Annotated in this window: 14 protein-coding genes, 1 tRNA gene and 1 pseudogene; 11 read left to right on the top strand and 5 right to left on the bottom strand. The window is 54.2% G+C overall.

Annotated elements, in window-relative coordinates; all coding sequences use genetic code 11:
* A tRNA-Met gene (locus AC2FJZ_RS21815) sits at positions 1-77 on the top strand.
* 153 nt (positions 78-230) lie between these two features.
* Here the strand turns inward: AC2FJZ_RS21815 and AC2FJZ_RS21810 are convergent.
* Positions 231-614, bottom strand: coding sequence for a TA system antitoxin ParD family protein (locus AC2FJZ_RS21810; RefSeq protein ID WP_496780296.1), 384 nt, complete (start codon positions 612-614; stop codon positions 231-233).
* A gap of 224 nt (positions 615-838) precedes the next feature.
* Between AC2FJZ_RS21810 and AC2FJZ_RS21805 the strand changes: the two genes are divergently transcribed.
* The 7 genes from AC2FJZ_RS21805 to AC2FJZ_RS21775 all read left to right on the top strand — a co-directional run bounded on the left by AC2FJZ_RS21805 (position 839) and on the right by AC2FJZ_RS21775 (position 9,655).
* On the top strand, positions 839-1,738 hold the full coding sequence (locus AC2FJZ_RS21805) for a LysR family transcriptional regulator (RefSeq protein WP_496780294.1): 900 nt from the start codon (positions 839-841) through the stop codon (positions 1,736-1,738).
* Between the two features lie 95 nt (positions 1,739-1,833).
* Positions 1,834-3,921 (top strand): hydantoinase/oxoprolinase family protein, encoded by a 2,088-nt coding sequence (locus AC2FJZ_RS21800; RefSeq protein ID WP_496780292.1) that lies wholly within the window; start codon positions 1,834-1,836, stop codon positions 3,919-3,921.
* Positions 3,918-5,627, top strand: a complete 1,710-nt coding sequence (locus tag AC2FJZ_RS21795; RefSeq protein ID WP_496780290.1) for a hydantoinase B/oxoprolinase family protein — start codon at positions 3,918-3,920, stop codon at positions 5,625-5,627. Before AC2FJZ_RS21800 ends, AC2FJZ_RS21795 begins: the two co-directional genes overlap by 4 nt.
* Positions 5,624-6,835, top strand: coding sequence for an NAD(P)/FAD-dependent oxidoreductase (locus tag AC2FJZ_RS21790; RefSeq protein ID WP_496780288.1), 1,212 nt, complete (start codon positions 5,624-5,626; stop codon positions 6,833-6,835). The genes AC2FJZ_RS21795 and AC2FJZ_RS21790 overlap by 4 nt, the downstream gene beginning before the upstream one ends.
* Positions 6,835-7,608, top strand: coding sequence for an HpcH/HpaI aldolase family protein (locus tag AC2FJZ_RS21785; protein WP_496780286.1), 774 nt, complete (start codon positions 6,835-6,837; stop codon positions 7,606-7,608). The genes AC2FJZ_RS21790 and AC2FJZ_RS21785 overlap by 1 nt, the downstream gene beginning before the upstream one ends.
* Complete coding sequence (locus AC2FJZ_RS21780) at positions 7,605-8,801, top strand: pyridoxal phosphate-dependent aminotransferase (RefSeq protein WP_496780285.1); 1,197 nt, start codon at positions 7,605-7,607, stop codon at positions 8,799-8,801. The genes AC2FJZ_RS21785 and AC2FJZ_RS21780 overlap by 4 nt, the downstream gene beginning before the upstream one ends.
* A 17-nt stretch (positions 8,802-8,818) precedes the next feature.
* Positions 8,819-9,655 carry an NAD-dependent epimerase/dehydratase family protein gene (locus tag AC2FJZ_RS21775; protein WP_496780284.1) on the top strand — a complete coding sequence of 279 codons (837 nt, stop codon included), beginning with the start codon at positions 8,819-8,821 and terminating at the stop codon, positions 9,653-9,655.
* A 161-nt stretch (positions 9,656-9,816) separates the two neighbouring features.
* Here the strand turns inward: AC2FJZ_RS21775 and AC2FJZ_RS21770 are convergent, their stop codons facing one another.
* The 4 genes and pseudogenes from AC2FJZ_RS21770 to AC2FJZ_RS21755 form a co-directional block, all read right to left on the bottom strand.
* Positions 9,817-10,341, bottom strand: coding sequence for a hypothetical protein (locus tag AC2FJZ_RS21770; RefSeq protein ID WP_496780282.1), 525 nt, complete (start codon positions 10,339-10,341; stop codon positions 9,817-9,819).
* Between the two features lie 24 nt (positions 10,342-10,365).
* Positions 10,366-10,911 (bottom strand): annotated as a pseudogene (locus tag AC2FJZ_RS21765) (recombinase family protein); the annotation flags it as partial.
* Positions 10,912-10,929: 18 nt separating this feature from the next.
* Positions 10,930-11,454, bottom strand: a complete 525-nt coding sequence (locus AC2FJZ_RS21760; RefSeq protein WP_496780280.1) for a recombinase family protein — start codon at positions 11,452-11,454, stop codon at positions 10,930-10,932.
* A gap of 496 nt (positions 11,455-11,950) precedes the next feature.
* Entirely contained in the window at positions 11,951-14,632 is a 2,682-nt protein-coding gene (locus tag AC2FJZ_RS21755; RefSeq protein WP_496780278.1) for an AsmA family protein, read from the bottom strand.
* Between the two features lie 513 nt (positions 14,633-15,145).
* Between AC2FJZ_RS21755 and AC2FJZ_RS21750 the strand changes: the two genes are divergently transcribed.
* The 3 genes from AC2FJZ_RS21750 (at position 15,146) to AC2FJZ_RS21740 (ending at position 17,601) form a co-directional block, all read left to right on the top strand.
* Positions 15,146-15,667: a hypothetical protein gene (locus AC2FJZ_RS21750; protein ID WP_496673773.1), complete on the top strand. Its 522-nt coding sequence runs from the start codon at positions 15,146-15,148 to the stop codon at positions 15,665-15,667.
* Positions 15,668-16,046: 379 nt separating this feature from the next.
* Complete coding sequence (locus AC2FJZ_RS21745) at positions 16,047-16,874, top strand: class I SAM-dependent methyltransferase (RefSeq protein WP_496673776.1); 828 nt, start codon at positions 16,047-16,049, stop codon at positions 16,872-16,874.
* Between the two features lie 241 nt (positions 16,875-17,115).
* Entirely contained in the window at positions 17,116-17,601 is a 486-nt protein-coding gene (locus AC2FJZ_RS21740; RefSeq protein ID WP_496780276.1) for a GNAT family N-acetyltransferase, read from the top strand.
* Positions 17,602-17,774: the final 173 nt, after the last annotated feature.

Here is a 17,774-nt window from a genome sequence, read left to right as displayed (position 1 = left end):
CGCGGGATGGAGCAGCCCGGTAGCTCGTCAGGCTCATAACCTGAAGGTCGTAGGTTCAAATCCTACTCCCGCAACCACAGAAAATTGACTCCCGGCTCGCAAAACAGCGCCCGGGAGTTTTTCTTTTGGCACACTCCCGTAAGCCCCTAAGAATCCAGCACAATCACCATGTAGCATGATCGCGTAACCGTCTTGTGCTTCAGGATCAGGCTTAAGGACGACCTCCTCGATCATGTCAGCAAGGGCTTCGTGAGCGCGTTGAACAACAGCAGGGTCTCGCAGCGTGTCTTCAGGCGCCCGAGTACGGGTGTCTCAACCTCCGAACTGAGTTCGAAGCCTGGATGATCGAGCGACACGAGGACCCTCCGAGCGGCATTAAAGCGTGTTGGTCGGTGAAGCGCTGCGGGCGCGCGATCATTCTCGGAACGCACGTCCACGCAATAGGCTGCTTTGCGCGAGCGCGGGTTTGATGTGCCGTAGAGGCCAGATGTCTCAACCGCTTTGCCGATAATGAGCCAGTGCAATGCCTGTGATCGGATCGTCCGGTCGTGAACCTTTGCTTCGTGACGGAGGAGTTCATAAAGATCGGGACGAAGAGTGATGTATCGGGGCATGGGAGACCTTTCCAATCCAATGCGCTGCAATCAAAAGCGTAGAAGATTAGGAAAGGGATGCAAACGGCCCAAAGCCGCCGTTCGGATAAGCTGTAGCGAACGGCGGCTTTGAGGAAGCGTTTCGTTTTTAAGGCATCAGACGACGTCAAGCCTTCGGGACGGCCTTGTTCAGAACCCGAAAGCAGATAAGGTGAGTATTAACTTTTTCTATCGGCAAGGCAAAGATGATCAAAAGCCAGATCACACTCAAACAGTTGGAGGCGTTTGCTTCCGTCGTTGATTCTGGCACGTTTCGGGCTGCAGCCTTTGCACTTGGGACAACCCAGCCAAATATATCTGCGCGCATCGCCGCGCTTGAAACCGCGCTCAACGTCACATTGCTCATCCGCGATGCCGGTTCTGTGAGTTTGACGGCAAACGGCGAGAAGCTACTAAAGAAGACGCGCGAGGTTTTGTGGGCTGGAGAGGCTCTTATTGAAGAAGCTGGCCGTCGGGAATTGATCGAGGAAACCTTGCGGCTGGGCGTGACAGAACTTGTGGCCTGCACGTGGTTGCAGGGGTTCTTGCGAATGATGAGGGAGGCCTACCCCAAGCTGCGCATTCAGCTGGAGGTCGATCTTTCAACCGCGATTGATGCAAGATTGATGGAAGGGCAGCTCGATCTGGCGCTTCAAACCGGCCCTTTCAAATCAAAGGCTTTCGCAAGCGATGCGTTGGGGCAAGAAAACTATTGTTGGGTGGCCAATTCGGACCTGATCAATCGGATCAGCGCAACGCCATCCTTGACCGAGCTGTTTGACTTAACAGTTTTGACCCACGCAAAACACACACAGGCCTGTGCCGCTTTGCACCGGCTTGCAACTGAGCGCGGATTGCGAAGCGAGAGGATTGTCCATTCCAGTGCTTTAACGGCTTGTGTTCCAATGGCGCTTGAAGGGTTGGGAGTTGCGCTGTTGCCTGAACGACTTGTGGCAGCTGAGATCGCATCGGGTGAGCTACACCGAGTGGACACTGATTGGACGCCAGAACCTTTGTCCTTTTTTGCACGCTTCGCCCCAGCCCGTGCCGCCCTCTACGTCGAAAAAGCCGCGCAGATTGCTAAGGCTGCAATGCACTGCCAATAGATCAAAAAAAATGATTGGGACGAAAAATTTAATCGATTTGATTATTCGAGGAGATTTGGAGCACTTATGGAGGGAAATCACAGCAGGAGCCCAAGATGGCAGTCCCCTCCGTTCGCCTTGGCGTTGATATTGGCGGCACATTTACCGACGTTGTGTTGGAAAAAGATGGCGTGCCGTTTTCGACGAAAGTCCTGACGACCTATACCGCGCCTGAAAATGCGATCATCGATGGTATGCATCAGGTCTGCGCCAAGGCAGGGGTTACGCCTGCGCAGATTGATCAGATTATTCACGGGACCACGCTGGCGACCAACGCTTTGATCGAGCGGCGCGGCGCGAAGACGGCCTTTATCACCACGCAAGGGTTCCGTGACGTGATCGAGATGCGCACAGAGTCGCGGTTTGAGCAGTATGATCTGAACCTGAACCTCCCCGATCCTTTGTTGCCGCGTCAAATGCGCTTTACCGTTGCGGGGCGCGTTGATGCCAATGGCCTGGTCCTCGTCGATATGGACCGCGCCGAGGTTGAGGCTGTTGTCGATCAGATTGCCAAGGCCGGGTTTGAGAGTGTCGCTGTTGGGTTGATCCATTCCTATTTGAACCCGACGCACGAACAATTGGTGCGCGACATGCTGGCCGAAAAACTACCTGATGTCGCGGTGTCGATCTCGTCAGAGGTCTCGCCCCAGATGCGTGAGTATGAACGCTTCAATACTGTCGTGGCCAATGCCTACATCAAACCGTTGATGGCTTCATATCTGGGCCGCCTGGAGGATCGGTTGAAGACCGAAGGCGTGCAATGTCGCATTTTCCTGATGCATTCGGGTGGCGGGATCATCTCCATCCAGAACGCTGCTGATTTTCCTGTTCGATTGGTTGAATCCGGTCCGGCTGGGGGCGCGGTCTTCGCGGCGCATATCGCGGCGCGGTATGGATTGGACAAAGTGCTGTCTTTCGACATGGGGGGCACAACGGCGAAGATCTGTTTGATCAAGAACCAGACGCCGAAGACGTCGCGCGTGTTCGAGGTCGCGCGGACTTATCGCTTTAAGAAAGGCTCTGGCATGCCGATCTCGATCCCTGTGATCGACATGGTTGAAATTGGCGCTGGTGGTGGGTCTTTGGCGCATGTTGATGCTTTGCGCCAGATCCGCGTTGGCCCCGAAAGTGCGGGATCTGAGCCGGGGCCAGCCTGCTATGGCCGCGGAGGCGAACGTCCAGCCGTGACGGATGCTGACTTGGTCTTGGGCAAGCTGGACCCCGACAATTTCGCTGGCGGCTCAATCAAGCTGCACCCAGATCAATCCAAATCCGCCTTGAAGGGTCACGTGGGCGATACGCTGGATATGGACACTGTGGAAGCTGCGTTTGGCGTTGCGGAAGTGGTGGACGAAAATATGGCCAACGCTGCACGTGTCCATGCCGTGGAAAACGGCGAAGACCTCACGGAATATACGATGATTGCCTTTGGTGGCGCCGCTCCGCTGCATGCTGGTCGATTGGCTGAAAAGCTTGGGGTCGACAGATTGCTTGTGCCACCAGGGGCGGGCGTTGGCTCTGCTATCGGCTTCCTGCGCGCACCGTTCAGTTTCGAGGCGAACCGCTCCGTCTACATGAAACTCAGCGACTTTGACCCAACGCGGATCAAAAGCCTGCTGACAGACCTTAAGGCCGAGGCGACCAGTTTTGTGCGCACTTGCGACGAAGTCAGCCCGATCCTGTCCGAATTCAAAGTCTACATGCGCTACACCGGTCAAGGCTGGGAAATCCCGATTGAGCTGACCGAAGACCAAGCGCTGAACCCAGACGTCGCCACGTTCGAGGCCCGTTTCATCGAGGATTATACCAAACTGTTTGGTCGTCCGGTCGACGGCATGGATATCGAGATCACAGTCTGGTCGGTGAACGCCACAACCCCACCCGAAAAGGTCGCGCGGATGGATGAGACCAACGGTGAAGCCACGGCAATACCTGCTGGCGCGCGCCAGTTGTTCGACGCGGCATCGGCGAAGTTTCTGGACGCAGATGTTGTGAACCGGTTCGACATGGCAACAGGCGAGCGGGCAAAGGGCCCCGTTGCAGTGGTTGAGGATGAAACAACAATCATTGTGCCTGCCAGCCGAGACGCAATCCGTCAGCCAGACGGCTGTATCGACGTTGTCACCAAAGGGGCCGCCCAATGACCCAAGAGCATTCAAAAGTCGCCTATCAGGTGATGTGGAACCGTCTGATTTCGGTCGTGGAGGAGCAAGCGCAGGCGCTTGTGCGCACAGCCTTTTCTACTTCGGTGCGCGAGGCGGGCGATTTGTCGGCGGGCGTGTATGACGTGGCTGGCAATATGCTTGCCCAAGCGGTCACGGGCACGCCGGGCCATGTTAACGCCATGGCAGACGCCGTCGCACATTTCATTCGGCGGATCGGGCGCGACAATATCCATGACGGCGACGTCTATATCACCAATGACCCATGGGAGGGCACGGGCCACCTGCATGACATCACGATGGTCACGCCCTCCTTTCACAATGGCGCGTTGGTCGGGTTCTTCGCCTGTACCGCGCATATCGTCGACATTGGCGGGCGCGGGTTCGGGGCAGATGCTCACAGCGTCTACGAAGAAGGTCTGTATATCCCGATCATGAAATTTGCGGACAAAGGCGCGGTAGATGAAACACTAACCCGCATCATCCGTGGCAATGTCCGCGAGCCCGATCAATTGATTGGCGACATCTACGCTCTGGCTACGTGTAACGAGATTGGCCATCGCCGCCTTGTGGATATGATGGAGGAATTCGACCTTACTGATCTAAACGGCATCGCCGACTTCATCCTCGATAATTCCCGTCGTGCAACGATAGAACGGATCGCAGCCTTGCCGCAGCAGTCGGCGACGGGTGAGATGACAATGGACGGGTTTGACCGCCCCATCACCCTAAAGGTTAAGGTCAGCGTTGAGGGCGACAGAATCGTGACAGACTTCAACGGTTCTTCAGGGCTCGACAAGAAAGGCATCAATTGCCCTCTGGTGTATGCAAAGGCTTATGCCTGCTATGCTTTGAAAGTCGCCATCGCGCCGGAAATTCCGAACAACGCAGCCTCGCTTGCGCCGTTCGAGATTGAAGCCCCCGAAAATTCAATCGTGAACGCACTGCATCCTGCTCCGGTGGCATTGCGCCATATCGTCGGGCATTTCGTACCGGATGCTGTCTATGATGCCTTTGACAAGATCGTGCCAGGTTTGGTGCCTGCCGAGGGCGCAGGCTGCCTATGCAATTTCCAAGTCTCGTTGCGCCCCCGCACGGACGCGCCAGCTCCGGCGGGTGCACGGCGTTCTGAGGTTCTGACCTTCAACTCTGGCGGATCGGGTGCGCGGCCTGAACATGATGGCTTGAACGCGACCGCCTTTCCCTCCGGCGTCATGACGATGCCGATTGAGGCAACGGAACACGCTGGCCCTGTCATCATCTGGCGCAAAGAACTGCGGCCTGATTCAGGCGGCGCTGGCAAGACACGGGGTGGCCTCGGCCAATATATGGAAGTTGGCGCACAGGAAGGGCATGAGTTCGACATCCAAGCGATGTTTGACCGTGTTGATCACCCGGCGCGTGGTCGTCGCGGAGGTGGTGCGGGAGCGCCCACAACGATTGTCCAGGACGATGGCGCAGCCATGAACGGCAAAGGCAAACAGTTCGTGGCCCACGGGCGCAAAGTCGTTATGGCCTTCCCAGGTGGTGCTGGCTACGGCGACCCGTCCGAGCGATCTATTGAGTTGGTCAAACGTGATCTGGCGCGAGGATATATTTCGGCAGAAACGGCCGCCAAGGACTATAGTCTATCTGCGGCAGAAATTGCAGAAGTTGAAGCCGCCGTCGCACGAGGAGAAACGCAGTGAAAACCCAGACCCCTAAAAGCACATCCTATGACGTGGTCATCATTGGCGGGGCCATGATGGGCGCGTCTGCCGCTTGGTTCTTGTCGGACGACAAAGATTTTGATGGCACGGTCTTGGTTGTGGATCGGGACCTTACTTACGAGAACACGTCAACGATGCACACCAACTCGTGCATGAGACAACAGTTTTCAGGCGAATTGAACGTGCGGATCAGTCAGTTTGCCGCTGACTTCGTGAAGAACCTTCCCCGCTACATGGGCAATGATGATCGCGTGCCCGAGCTTTCGATCCGGTCCTTTGGGTACATGTACCTGGCCGACAACGAAGGCTTTGCGGATGTTTTGCGCGAAAGCCAGAAGGTGCAGCTGGCCGCAGGTGCTGCAACCCAATTGATGACCCCTGATCAGATCAAAGCGGCCTATCCGTTCTACAACGTCGACGATATCGTCTTGGGGTCCATCAACCTGGTCGACGAAGGGTTCTGGGACGCCACCGCCGTCTTTGACTGGTGGCGCAAATCAGCTCGTGAACGCGGCGTCGAATATGTCGAAAACGAAGTTGTTGCTGTGAATAGGAACGCCGCCGGCACACGCGTCGAAAGCGTAACTCTGAAATCGGGCGAAGTGATCGCCTGCGGCCAAGTTCTAAACGCGTCTGGCCCGCGCGCAGCGGCAACAGCGCAAATGGCGGGCATCCAAGTTCCGGTAGAGCCGCGCAAACGCTTTTCTTGGATTTTTGCGGCCGAGCAGCCGCTCGACCGTGATCTGCCGCTGACAATCGATCCGTCTGGGGTTCACGTCCGTGAAAACGGCGGCGGGACCTACCAGTGCGGTGGGCATTCCGACATCGATCCTGCCGTTGCCCCAGATGATTTCATCATGGATCACAGCATCTGGGAAAATCACGTCTGGCCGATCCTCGCGACGCGTATCCCACAGTTCGAAGCAATCAAAGTGCAATCCGAATGGGCAGGGCATTATGCCTACAACACCTTTGACCATAACGCCATTTTGGGACCGCATATGCAGGTCGAGAACTTCTTCTTTCTCAACGGGTTCTCGGGCCATGGTCTGCAACAATCCCCCGCCATGGGGCGCGGTACCGCCGAGATCATGGTGCATGGAAAATACCAAACACTCGACATGACGCAGTTCCACTTTGATCGCATTCCGGCAGGACGCAAAATCATCGAAAAGGCAATCATCTGATGAAGTTGGCAACGAACAGCTTCACCCAGGCACTGGCCGCTGGCGACAAAAAGGTCGGGCTTTGGATCAGCCTGTGCAGCAACTTCGTCGCAGAAGTGACAGCGTCCGCAGGATACGATTGGGTGTTGATCGATATGGAGCACAGTCCCAATGACTATTTCAGCGTCTTGGGCCAATTGCAGGCCTTTGCCGCCACCGATTCCACGGCCGTAGTGCGGGTGGAAGGGAACGATACGGTTGCCGTAAAACGCCTGCTTGATCTGGGTGCGCCAGGTATCTTGTTCCCAATGATCCAATCGGTTGAAGAGGCAAAGAAAGCCGTCGCCGCAACCCGTTATCCGCCTCACGGTGTTCGCGGTGTATCAGGGGCAACGCGTGCTACAAAATTTGGACGCGTCACGGACTACACGGCACGCGTCGAAGATGAAACAACGGTTTTGCTGCAGCTTGAGACGCGCGCAGCTGTCGAGCAGGCCGAAGCGATTAGCGAAGTCGACGGTGTCAGCGGCATCTTTTTCGGACCTGCAGATGTTGCCGCGGACATCGGCAAGCTTGGCAAACCGATGGATCCCGAGGTCTGGGATCTGATTAAGCCCGCCGCACAAAAGCTGATTGCAAAGGGTGTGCCTGTTGGCACCCTCGTGCTTGTCCCTGCTTTTGCGACTGAGCTGCTGAACGAAGGGTTCACATTTGTGGCCTGCGGAACGGACGCAAGCCTTTTGGCCAAGGCAACCGACAACTTACTTGCAACGGTAAAAGGCGGACTGGCATGAAGTTTGCTGCCTCCCGCCTCGACCCAGTCAAACCTTCGGCTTCGGCTTGGGTGAGCCAAGTGGCGAAAGAAGCTAAGGCCCGCGGTGAAGACGTTATTGACCTGGGCTTGGGAGAGCCTGACTTTGACACCCCCGCGCACATCATTGAGGCCGCGCACAGGGCGGCCTTGCGCGGCGAAACACGCTATCCGCCGACGAACGGAACATTGGCGATGCGTCAGGCCGTTGTCGACAAGCTGCGACGAGAAAACGAGCTAAGTTACGAGGTGGATGAAGTCATCGTGTCAAATGGTGCGAAACAGGTGCTGTTCAATGCGATGATGGCCACGCTTCAGCCAGATGACGAGGTCCTGATGTGTGCCCCGTACTTTGGCCAATACAAAGACATCGTACTTATCCTTGGTGGACAAGCCATCGCGTTGAAATGCCCCGCTAACGACGGTTTTCGTTTGATGCCAGATCAGCTTGAGGCGGCGATTACGCCGAACACACGCTGGATCATGCTGAATTTGCCCTCGAACCCTGCTGGCGCGGTCTATTCTGTCGATGATCTACGCGCGTTGGGTGCGGTCTTGGAAAAACACCCACATGTGTTGATCTTGTCAGATGAAATCTATGAACACATCCTGTTTGATGGCCGGAAATTCCTGTCCTTTGCGGCCGCCAATCCATCGCTTAAGGATCGTACGTTGACCGTGAACGGCGTATCCAAGGCCTATGCGATGACCGGATGGTGCATAGGATATGGTGCGGGTCCAAAACCGCTTATTGCCGCGATGACGAAGGTGCAAAGCCAGATTTGTTCAGGTGCTTGCGCAATTGCCCAAGCCGCTGCTGCCGCCGCTCTGAACGGTCCCCAAGACGATGTGCGTGCGTTTTGTCAGGCATTTGAAGACCGCCGTGATCTCGTGGTAAAGCGCGTCGCCCAGATTGATGGGCTTACCCTCGACCCGCCTGGAGGAGCGTTTTACGGCCTAATCGGTTGCGCGGATCTGATCGGCGCGCAGACGCAAACTGGCGAAACGCTTTCCAATGATGCTGAGGTTACGGCCTACATCCTCAAAGGCGCAGGCGTCGCCGCAGTCCCCGGCAGCGCTTATGAACTGTCGCCTTTTTCCGCATCTCCACCGCTGCTTCCATGGATGTTTTGGGCCAAGCGATGGACCGCATCGCCGCCTCCGTTTCTAAACTGAAAAGAAAGACCTGACCGATGAAAAAACTTGTTATGACAGGCGCTGCTGGCCGACTTGGGTCTTACTTGCGCGAACCGTTGTCAAAAATGTGTGACGAACTGGTGTCGACGGACATCGTTGACGATATCGGCAAGCTTTACCCGGGCGAGACCTACGCCAAGGGCGATCTGGCCAGCTTTGAAGACATGATGCGCGTTCTGGAAGGCGCTGACATGGTTGTGCATATGGGCGCCCATGCCGATGAAGGCCCGTTTGAAAAGCTCCTCGGCCCGAATTTCGTAGGTGCCTACAACATCTGGGAAGCAGCGTACCAACATGGCCTAAAACGTGTTGTCTACGGCAGCTCTATTCATGCGGTGGGCATGCATCCCAAGACCGACTTTATCGACACCGAAGTTCGCCACCGACCTGATACATTCTACGGGCTGGCCAAGTGTTTCGCAGAAGACCTCGGCTCGATGTACTGGGATAAACGCGGGCTGGAAAGCGTACACATGCGGATATTGTCTTGCGCGCAGGTCACCAGCGCCCGCGCACTTGGGTCATGGTTGTCTTACGATGATCTGATCCAACTTGTGCAGCGCTGCATCGAAACGCCTGTGACCGGATTTTCGGTTGTGTATGGCGTGTCCGACAACGACCGTGTGCCCGTCGATAATTCGAAAGCCAGCTTTCTGGGCTACCGTCCCAAAGACAATGCCGAGCAATTTGCCACCGCCATTCTGGCTGAGACCGAACCTATGGACAGCCAAGACCCCGGCAACATGTGCCACGGTGGGCCATTTGCAGCAGTAGAGCTGGGCAATAGCGGCATGGCCACAATGAACATCATCGACGACACCAAGAAAACTTGAAGAGAAGACAGGCGGCTTACAAGTAGGCAGATTTGGTGCGCGCTCTTCGCAGGAACGCTCAATGTCCGCTTTCGCCCTTTTGCTGTCATCGATGGCGGGCTCAGCGAATGGCGGCTCTCCGCCCAAAGGGACGGAGGGTCGCTGTGTAGTTTTCGGTGGTATCAAGCTCCCGCAACCAACGATATTTGCGAAACCGCCTCAGCCACATCGGCTACGGCGGTTTTTGCTTTTTTACCAGTTGCTAAAGCGAGAATGCCGACAAGATCTCCATGCAGATCAATGTCATATCCATCTTCAGTCGGTGTCAGCACAACCTTGTCGATCAGAGCGCGCAGCGCCTCAGCAGCTTCGCCACGCACATCGGCTTCATTGAGAGCGTTGGCAAGATCGCGGACTTTTGAGTGGTAGACGTCTGACATGTTGGGATGCAGGGCAGGTTGCGGAGCTGGCGCGTCGCTCAAGGCACCTTCCAATTTGGCTTTCCTCGCTTCCAACTCAGCCATCTTGTCTTTGACTGTCGATGCCGGTGCGCCGTCTATCAGTGCTTGGACGAGACGTTCTAGAGCGTGATTGGTCTTTGCGAGTTCGGCTTCCTTCGACGCGCGAGACGATTGTGATGTGGATCTCAACCGGTTGGTCTCTGCGACAAACTCCTCGCAAAAGGCATTGAACAGTTCCGGGTTCATCAATTGGTGAGAAAGCGCAGAGAGAACCCTGTCTTCAACCTTGGTTCGTGCAAAGGACTTGCGATTATCGCACGTACCTTTGCTGCGCGCGCTAGAGCAGCCGATGTGGGTTTGTGAAATCACAGACATGCCACCACCACAGACACCGCAAGTAAGAAGACCTGATAACAGGTACTTTGCCCGTCGGGCGTTCCCCATTGCGCATCCAAGGTTGGCCCGCTTGGGGAGAGCCGTTCGCTGCTGACGTGCCTTTGTCGCGTCCCAAAGGTCCTGCGGAATAATACGTAGTTCCGGTGTCGGCACTGTGATCCAGTCTTCAGGCGGGTTGTGCCGTGAAACCCGGCGCCCAGTTTTAGGATCCTTGAGGTAGCGAAGCCTGTTCCAAACAAGACGGCCAACGTAGAGCGTATTATTTAATATGCCGGTGCCGCGGCTTGTGTTGCCGTGAATGGTGGAAGCGCCCCACGCCGTTCCTCTTGGACCAGGAACACCGTCTTCATAGAGAGCCTGGGCAATTTTGCGCGGTGATATGCCCGCCAGATAATCTTCAAAGATGCGGGTGACTATGATTGCTTGGTCTGGATTGATTTAGCGTTCACCGGTTGCTTGTGAGCCGTCGGCCTCCAGACGCCGCACGACGTCATACCCGTAGCGGTTCCCGCCTCCTGATCGCCCAGCTTCAACGCGACCGCGCAGACCACGACGTGTTTTGTCTGCGAGATCTTTTAAGAACAGAGCGCTCATCGTGCCCTTCATCCCGATGTGCAATTCAGATATCGGGCCTTCGGAAAGGGTGATGATCTGAACGCCAGCAAATGCCAAACGCTTGTAAACTCCGGCGATGTCTTCCTGGTCACGAGAAATGCGATCAAGGGATTCCGCTAGTACAAGATCGAACTTGCCAGCCGACGCATCTTCCAGAAGGGACTGAATGCCTGGGCGGATCAAGCTCGCGCCTGAAATCGACCGGTCACTGTAGCTATCCACAATGGCCCATTCCTCAGCATCCGCACGTTCACGGCACAGACGCAGCTGGTCCTCAATGGAAGCGTCGCGCTGGTTGTCGGAACTGTAGCGGGCGTAGAGAACAACACGTGGGGTAGTTTGGGTCATACTGTAACTCCTGGAGCCGGTTGTGGCTGGCTCCCATGAAACTTGATGGGAATGTGTCATGCCACACGCTTGCGCACCGAAGACAGTGCAGCGTTTAACTTGCGCCCGGCTTCTACCTGACGACCTTGATTGTAGTGCTTCTCGGTCGTCTTTGGGTTGGTGTGGCCGAAGGCAACGACCGCTTTCCGCTCGATGAGAAAAATGGCGATGTCCGCTCTGGGCTGACTGCAGCCCTTAGGAGCAAAAATTCGGATGGCGGCTTTGTCCGCAACTCAGCCGTTCAGCAGATTTCTGCGAACGTCGGCTGTCGGTCAATGCAGACCTTCAGGCGAGAATTCTCGGAATGACCACTAACAATGACCGCTATCCGATCCTAAGCCGTCATCTGACTGAAAGACTCAAATGACTGCCTTGAGCCCAAAGCAGAAATTGCTTTTCGGAAGCACAGTCTGCCTATCTGAACTCTCAATTTGACTTCAACTGATCGCCTCCGTCACTACTGCAGTTGCAGAATATCTGGAACGCAAAGCTGTCTATTTGCCGGCATCTTATCTGCACCATCCGATCGTTTCAGTCGCTTCGGACCGTGTTTGACCTTGATTTTCGGCTTTGCTAGTGGGCCCTTCAAGGTCACAGGCCAGGGGCTCTTCGAAAGAGGTTCGCCAATTTTGCGGGGCTGAAGATTTAGGTCCAAAACCTTGCCCGCCAAATTAACACCGCCAAAGACGACGACTTGGACGTGATCCGTCTCCAATGTGGTTTGTTTCGTCGAAAAACTTCCATTTGAAATGCTAATCGGCGCCCGCAAACATACGATTGGAGCAACCTTTTGTTTCTCTTTGGAAAACACCCAAGGTAGCACCCCTAGCCCTGCCAGATCCAAAAGTTGTGTCTCGATCGAGCCGTCACGCATTGAAACTGTGGCGTTACCGTTCATGCTGTTTGCAAAATGCTTCGGTGAATCGGTTCCGCCGGTCACCGAAAAATCTGCATAGATCGTACCGCTCGCACCCTTTTTGAAGTTCAGGTTGTGAAGAATTTCATCCAGCTGCCAGCCTCCTGCTTTGCCGGTCAACGTGAGTAGATGCGCGTCGTTCGATAGATCCATCTGCCCGCTGACGTCGAAATGAGCACCTCCATATTCGAACTTCAAAGGTCCGGCCTTGAGCTCATTTTCGTTGAGCGTCAGTTCGCTTTGCAAACTGCTGATGCCCTTGGCACCTTCGATGTGCCGAAGGTCAACGTCGACATCCATATCCATACCGGACAAGAGAATTGAGCGCCCGATAGGTTTGAGCGTTACATCTCTTAACGCACCTTGGCCGCCCTCGTCTTCTTGCTTAGTTTCTTTCTCTTCCGGCTCTGGGCCGCCTATTTTCCGCAATTGTGCGGCAGCCTGAACGATAGTTCGGATCTGATCTATCTTTATCAGGTCACTCTCAATGGAACCCTGCAGCACCGGGTCGCTTGTTGCATCATCAAGATCGGCCATAATCTGCAAGATTGAGTCGGCGACCTCAACATTGGCACTCGCGTTCCAATCAGTGCCTTCGCTAACAAGGTTGATTTCTAGGCGAGCCTGCCCGGTTTCCACACGTTCAAGCGATAGTGCCCCCAAAAGATCCGCTCCGGATGGAACTGCGACATCAATTGCCAAATCCAGGTCCTCGAATTTGAGTACATTCTCGACAGTGCCATGCACCTCAAGGTTCCAGACGTCTGTATCGCTTGTCTTTCCATCCAAATTCGTCAGCGAAAGCTGATTGATGTCGCCGTTCAAATGGAAGTCACCGGAAAACCTGCCAAGCTGGTCGTCTGGTCCCAACAATTCTTGCGAGATCAAACTGCTTGCCGGTATATCCATTACGCCTTCTGCTGATATGCCTTGCAACTGAAGCGCGTCATCGACCGAACCGTTCAAAATGATAAACGGATCGGCTGGGTTCCCAATTCTAAGGTTGATGTTTCCGACTTTTAAGGCGCCTTCTGGTGTTCTGGAAAGTTCGGAGAACTTAATCGGGGGCGGGCCTTCGCCGGACGTGTCCAACGTGAAACCGTTGGTCTTAATGACCATTTGTCGCTGCGGCACCTGCCCGGGTACGCTGTCGATAACCATGTCGACTGCGATAAGTTTAAGATCATATCGCGAGGCGGCTGGGGCTGGTTCCGCATCTTCTGGGTACAACCTTATTCGGGTTGTTAGCGATACGTCTTCCGGGTTCCCCAATTCTCCGATCTGCCCCGTCAGCGAAAGGCTTTGCCCGCCATCTAATTCCGCTAATAAAGATAGGTCATCAATCCTTGCTACGCCGTCGACTGATGTGAACGTTGCGCCAATATTCCCTGTACCTTCCAAAACGCGGCTCAGCTTCAGGATATCGAGAAGCTGGCCAAGTTCGGCAATCTCTACGGTCGTTGCCACTTGCAGACCGTTCTCTTGAGGGACTTCCTCGGCGAAAATCGAAATCTGTCCGAAGTTCACCGCCAACCGAAACGGGTCTTCCGTGGGAAATGTCGCGTTAAGATCAAACCTCTCTCCGTTCAGCGAACCGGCCCCGACTGCTGTCGCAACATCGGTTTCCGTATCACGCTTTAAGAGCAGCTCAGGAAGCTGCAAGTCCAACTCAAGTCCGTTTAAATCGTTCTGATAAAGAATGGCGATATCAGTCAGATCAATTTTGCGGTCCGTTAGAATTCCGGCTAACAGTGGCGTCGGGGAATTTGCAGGGCTCCCGGCTTCAGCTTCCGTTTGGGAAATGGACTGCCAGTTTCCGAAGCCGTCTTTGTCTGTGACTAGGTTCAGATGAACACCTGAGAGTGAAAGACCTCTCAGTGACAGTTTTCTGTTCCAAAGGTCGCGCGCGGAAACTTCAAACTCAATCTCATCGATTGCTGCAAGTTTCACATCAGCATTCGGAGAACCGGGTAATTCCAGCCCTGCCGCTGACACCTGCAATTGTCGGCCAATACCCAGACGCACTTCATCTTCAATTCTAACCTCCTGGCCAAGTTTCTTAGAGATCAGGTTTTCGACGAAAGTAGTCCTGACCGAGGAAAACAAAGCAGAAGACAGGAAAAGCCAAGCTGCAAACACAGCGACAAACGCGACAGCGCAACAAATCAAAATACCTTTTGCAACGTATCGCACGTTCTTCTCCCAAAATTCCGCTTCATCCAATGGGCAGCCCAGACCATTTAATCCTTAAGTTAATGGAATATATAGTCGGTAAATGATCTGAAGTCTGAATGATCTTGACCATATAGCTGATATTCTCGCTTATTTGGTCGAACCGCTAAGAAGCGGGTAAAGGACAAACGTTCGGCTAGTGTTGCACGCCCGGTTTCTTAACAGCTGGCTTAAGGTGAGTTAACCACAGAAATTAGTGAAAAAACCCACGGTCGTTAATGGGATGGAAGACGACCGTGGGTAGCAGTTAGGGGTATGGCATTTACGAAGCCATCATGTGTTTGGATCAAAACGCCCACAAGAGATTTGTATTTTGAAATTTGCATATTGAAAGAAGAGCTTGCGAGTTCTTCAAGTAATAGGCGTTCACTGACGCTCCGCAGTGCTTTTCGAGGAGTTGTTTGCGGAAAACGCTTTCACACTTGAAATGAATTCACATCGCGATATTTGACTGCGTTGCGTCGAGATTAGCTTTACGACGCTTTTTCTTTTTGGGAGGACTACATGAAACATGCTGCCATATTTGCCGCCGTGGCAATCTCCGCTTATGCAACTGTTGCCGCCGCCAAAGACCCGGTTCCGGCAAGTAGCGACAACTTCGAGATTTACAGTGAGGTTGAAGGCTGGACGGTTTATGCTGACAACGACTCTGGTACATGCCTGATAGAAAAAGTCTTCGAGAGCGGGAACGTCATGCAAATGGGTCTAACCAAAAACCAAAAACACGGTTACTTGGGAGTATTCACGCAAGCTGACATCGACATCAAAAATCGTCAAAAAATAGAAATAGCAATTGACGACTTCGTGTATGAAGGACGTGCAAAAGGCATTAAAAGCAAGAAACTAGCGGATGACTACTCTGGTGGCTATATCGTTGTGAAGGACGCAAATATGGCGACTGCCGTGGCCGAAGGACAGACCTTGATCGCATTTCCAAGGAAGTCTGCAAATTTCATTGTGGACCTAACCGGAACGAAGAAGGCTATGGAAGAAGGTCGTAAGTGCAACCTTGCACTTGCCAGCTAACTCAGGCCGTTGCGCAACCTCAAAAAGCTGAGTTGCCTTCTTGTCAAACCCTTAGTGGCCCCGCAGTTTGCGGGGTCATTTGTTTGTCATTTTTTGTCTCTTTACCTCAAGCATCAAGCTTATGATTAGCCAACCCGAACTGGCGCTGGCGTTGTCTGGAAAGCAACGACTTTTGGTTCAGTCAAGAGCGACAGCGTTCCATAAACAGCAGCCGCTTTGTCCGCAGAGCAGACATCCGTCGCGATTGAGGGAATGACAGCGCCGAGCCCTACAGCAGACGTCATAGCGCGATTGTCGGGAGGGTGTCGTTCAGCGCCAAGAGTGCTTCCATTAGCTTCAGAAAACTGTTGGTGCTACGTTGACCTGATTTGGAGGATGCATGACCGACCTCAATGATTTTGAAAAGATGGAGCGCGAAGGCTGGGCCAATCCAGCTATCGCCAAGGGTTATGCAGATGGGTTCGACCGAGCTACGCTCGTTGTTGCGCAAAGGCTTTCGGATGCGGTTTCGGCTGGATCTAAGTCAACGGTTCTTGATCTATGCACCGGGCATGGTGTTGTCGCTGCGGAACTTTCGGCAAGAGGCGCTTCTGTAACTGGACTCGACTTTTCTGCGGCTATGATCTCCCTTGCTCAATCAGCTGTGCCGGACGCTTCCTTTGTCCAAGGAGATGCGATGTCAATGGACTTTGCCGATAACAGTTTTGACGCTGTCACTATTGGTTTTGGCGTACCGCACTTTCCCGATCCTGAACGTGGTTTGGCGGAAGCGGCAAGAGCATTGAGACCGGGTGGGCGTATCGCGTTTTCAATCTGGAGAGGGAAAGGATCAAATGGTGCATTCGGTTGGTTGTTCGATGCGGTTGGACGCCTGGGCGACCCCTCGGTCACATTGCCCTTCGGACCTGACGCCCATATGCTTGTGGACCGCTCTGCTGCTGAACCTATGGTCACCAAAGCGGGATTTGCAGAGGTTCAGTTGATCGACGTGCCCTCAGAACTGTATCTGCAGCAACCTGAAGACTTGTTTGATGCCTTTGATCAGGGTGCCGTTCGCGCAGCATCACTTTTGGGAGCGCAGCCAGTCACAAAACGAGATGCAATTCGCTCTGATCTGGCGGCACGTACTCGCTCACAAGGTATTAAACACAATGGCGGTTTTCTGGTCCCGGCTCCGTCCGTCATCATTTCGGCCGTTCGCCGCTGACTTTTGCAAACTCTTCGTGATTATGCGCGTGCTGCGACTGGCAATTTTGGTCCGTTTTCCGGACCTTGGTGCCGCCTAAACCGACCCTATGACCTGCTGAAGCCGTCAGATGAACAGTTCGAGCCAAAATCGGCTGAGGCTGCAATTCGCGCCTTTGGCTGGTTATCGATACGCTTTGCTGGCCGCAAGACAGCTTCGGGTTTCTTGGGCTATATCTCTCTAAGACACATGGGAGATTTGTATGCGCAATTTTAGAAATGCCCAAACCGCCGATGCGGATCGCTGCTTTGAAATCGAGATCTCCGCCTACGAAGGTGAAGAGGCTGCGACACACGCCAAAATCTGCAAACGGATTGAGACCTACCCCGATGGCTTTCTAATCCTCGAAGTGGATGGAACGGTTGTGGGCTTCATCAACTGCGGATGCGCTCATGAGGTTGAGATGTCTGACGAGGACTTCAAGGAGCTTATCGGCCACGACCTTGACGCTCCCAATGTGGTCATCTTGTCCGTCGTCGTAGACCCGACCGAACAAGGCAAGGGCTATTCAAGGTCTCTGATGGATGAGTTTGTTAGGCGGATGCAGCAGATGAACAAGGAGGCGATCCATCTGATGTGCAAAGAGCATCATGTGCCACTCTATGAAAAGCTCGGCTATGGTTATCTGAGGCGGTCTGCCTCCGACCACGGAGGAATGGCATGGCATGAGATGAGTATGCGACTTTGAAATAAAACTTGTTGTCTCTCAGCCAAGCGGACACATAGCCTTCCAAAGGGAACGTCAGCTTTGTCCGCAGAGCAGTCATTCAGGCCTGGTGCAGCAAAAGACTGCTTTGAGCCGATATTGTTGAAAAACAACGTGTTGCTGGCGCAGAGAGAGGCGTACCGAACTGAGCGCGA

This window comes from Ruegeria sp. CDSA079, assembly GCF_059612245.1.
This window is presented reverse-complemented; position numbering and strand designations above follow the sequence as displayed.

Bases quoted from the DNA above. Each gene is read 5' to 3' on its own strand.
- AC2FJZ_RS21810 (WP_496780296.1), bottom strand. From the start codon at position 614: ATGCCCCGATACATCACTCTTCGTCCCGATCTTTATGAACTCCTCCGT.
- AC2FJZ_RS21805 (WP_496780294.1), top strand. From the start codon at position 839: ATGATCAAAAGCCAGATCACACTCAAACAGTTGGAGGCGTTTGCTTCC.
- AC2FJZ_RS21800 (WP_496780292.1), top strand. From the start codon at position 1,834: ATGGCAGTCCCCTCCGTTCGCCTTGGCGTTGATATTGGCGGCACATTT.
- AC2FJZ_RS21795 (WP_496780290.1), top strand. From the start codon at position 3,918: ATGACCCAAGAGCATTCAAAAGTCGCCTATCAGGTGATGTGGAACCGT.
- AC2FJZ_RS21785 (WP_496780286.1), top strand. From the start codon at position 6,835: ATGAAGTTGGCAACGAACAGCTTCACCCAGGCACTGGCCGCTGGCGAC.
- AC2FJZ_RS21780 (WP_496780285.1), top strand. From the start codon at position 7,605: ATGAAGTTTGCTGCCTCCCGCCTCGACCCAGTCAAACCTTCGGCTTCG.
- AC2FJZ_RS21775 (WP_496780284.1), top strand. From the start codon at position 8,819: ATGAAAAAACTTGTTATGACAGGCGCTGCTGGCCGACTTGGGTCTTAC.
- AC2FJZ_RS21770 (WP_496780282.1), bottom strand. From the start codon at position 10,341: ATGAACCCGGAACTGTTCAATGCCTTTTGCGAGGAGTTTGTCGCAGAG.
- AC2FJZ_RS21760 (WP_496780280.1), bottom strand. From the start codon at position 11,454: ATGACCCAAACTACCCCACGTGTTGTTCTCTACGCCCGCTACAGTTCC.
- AC2FJZ_RS21750 (WP_496673773.1), top strand. From the start codon at position 15,146: ATGAAACATGCTGCCATATTTGCCGCCGTGGCAATCTCCGCTTATGCA.
- AC2FJZ_RS21745 (WP_496673776.1), top strand. From the start codon at position 16,047: ATGACCGACCTCAATGATTTTGAAAAGATGGAGCGCGAAGGCTGGGCC.
- AC2FJZ_RS21740 (WP_496780276.1), top strand. From the start codon at position 17,116: ATGCGCAATTTTAGAAATGCCCAAACCGCCGATGCGGATCGCTGCTTT.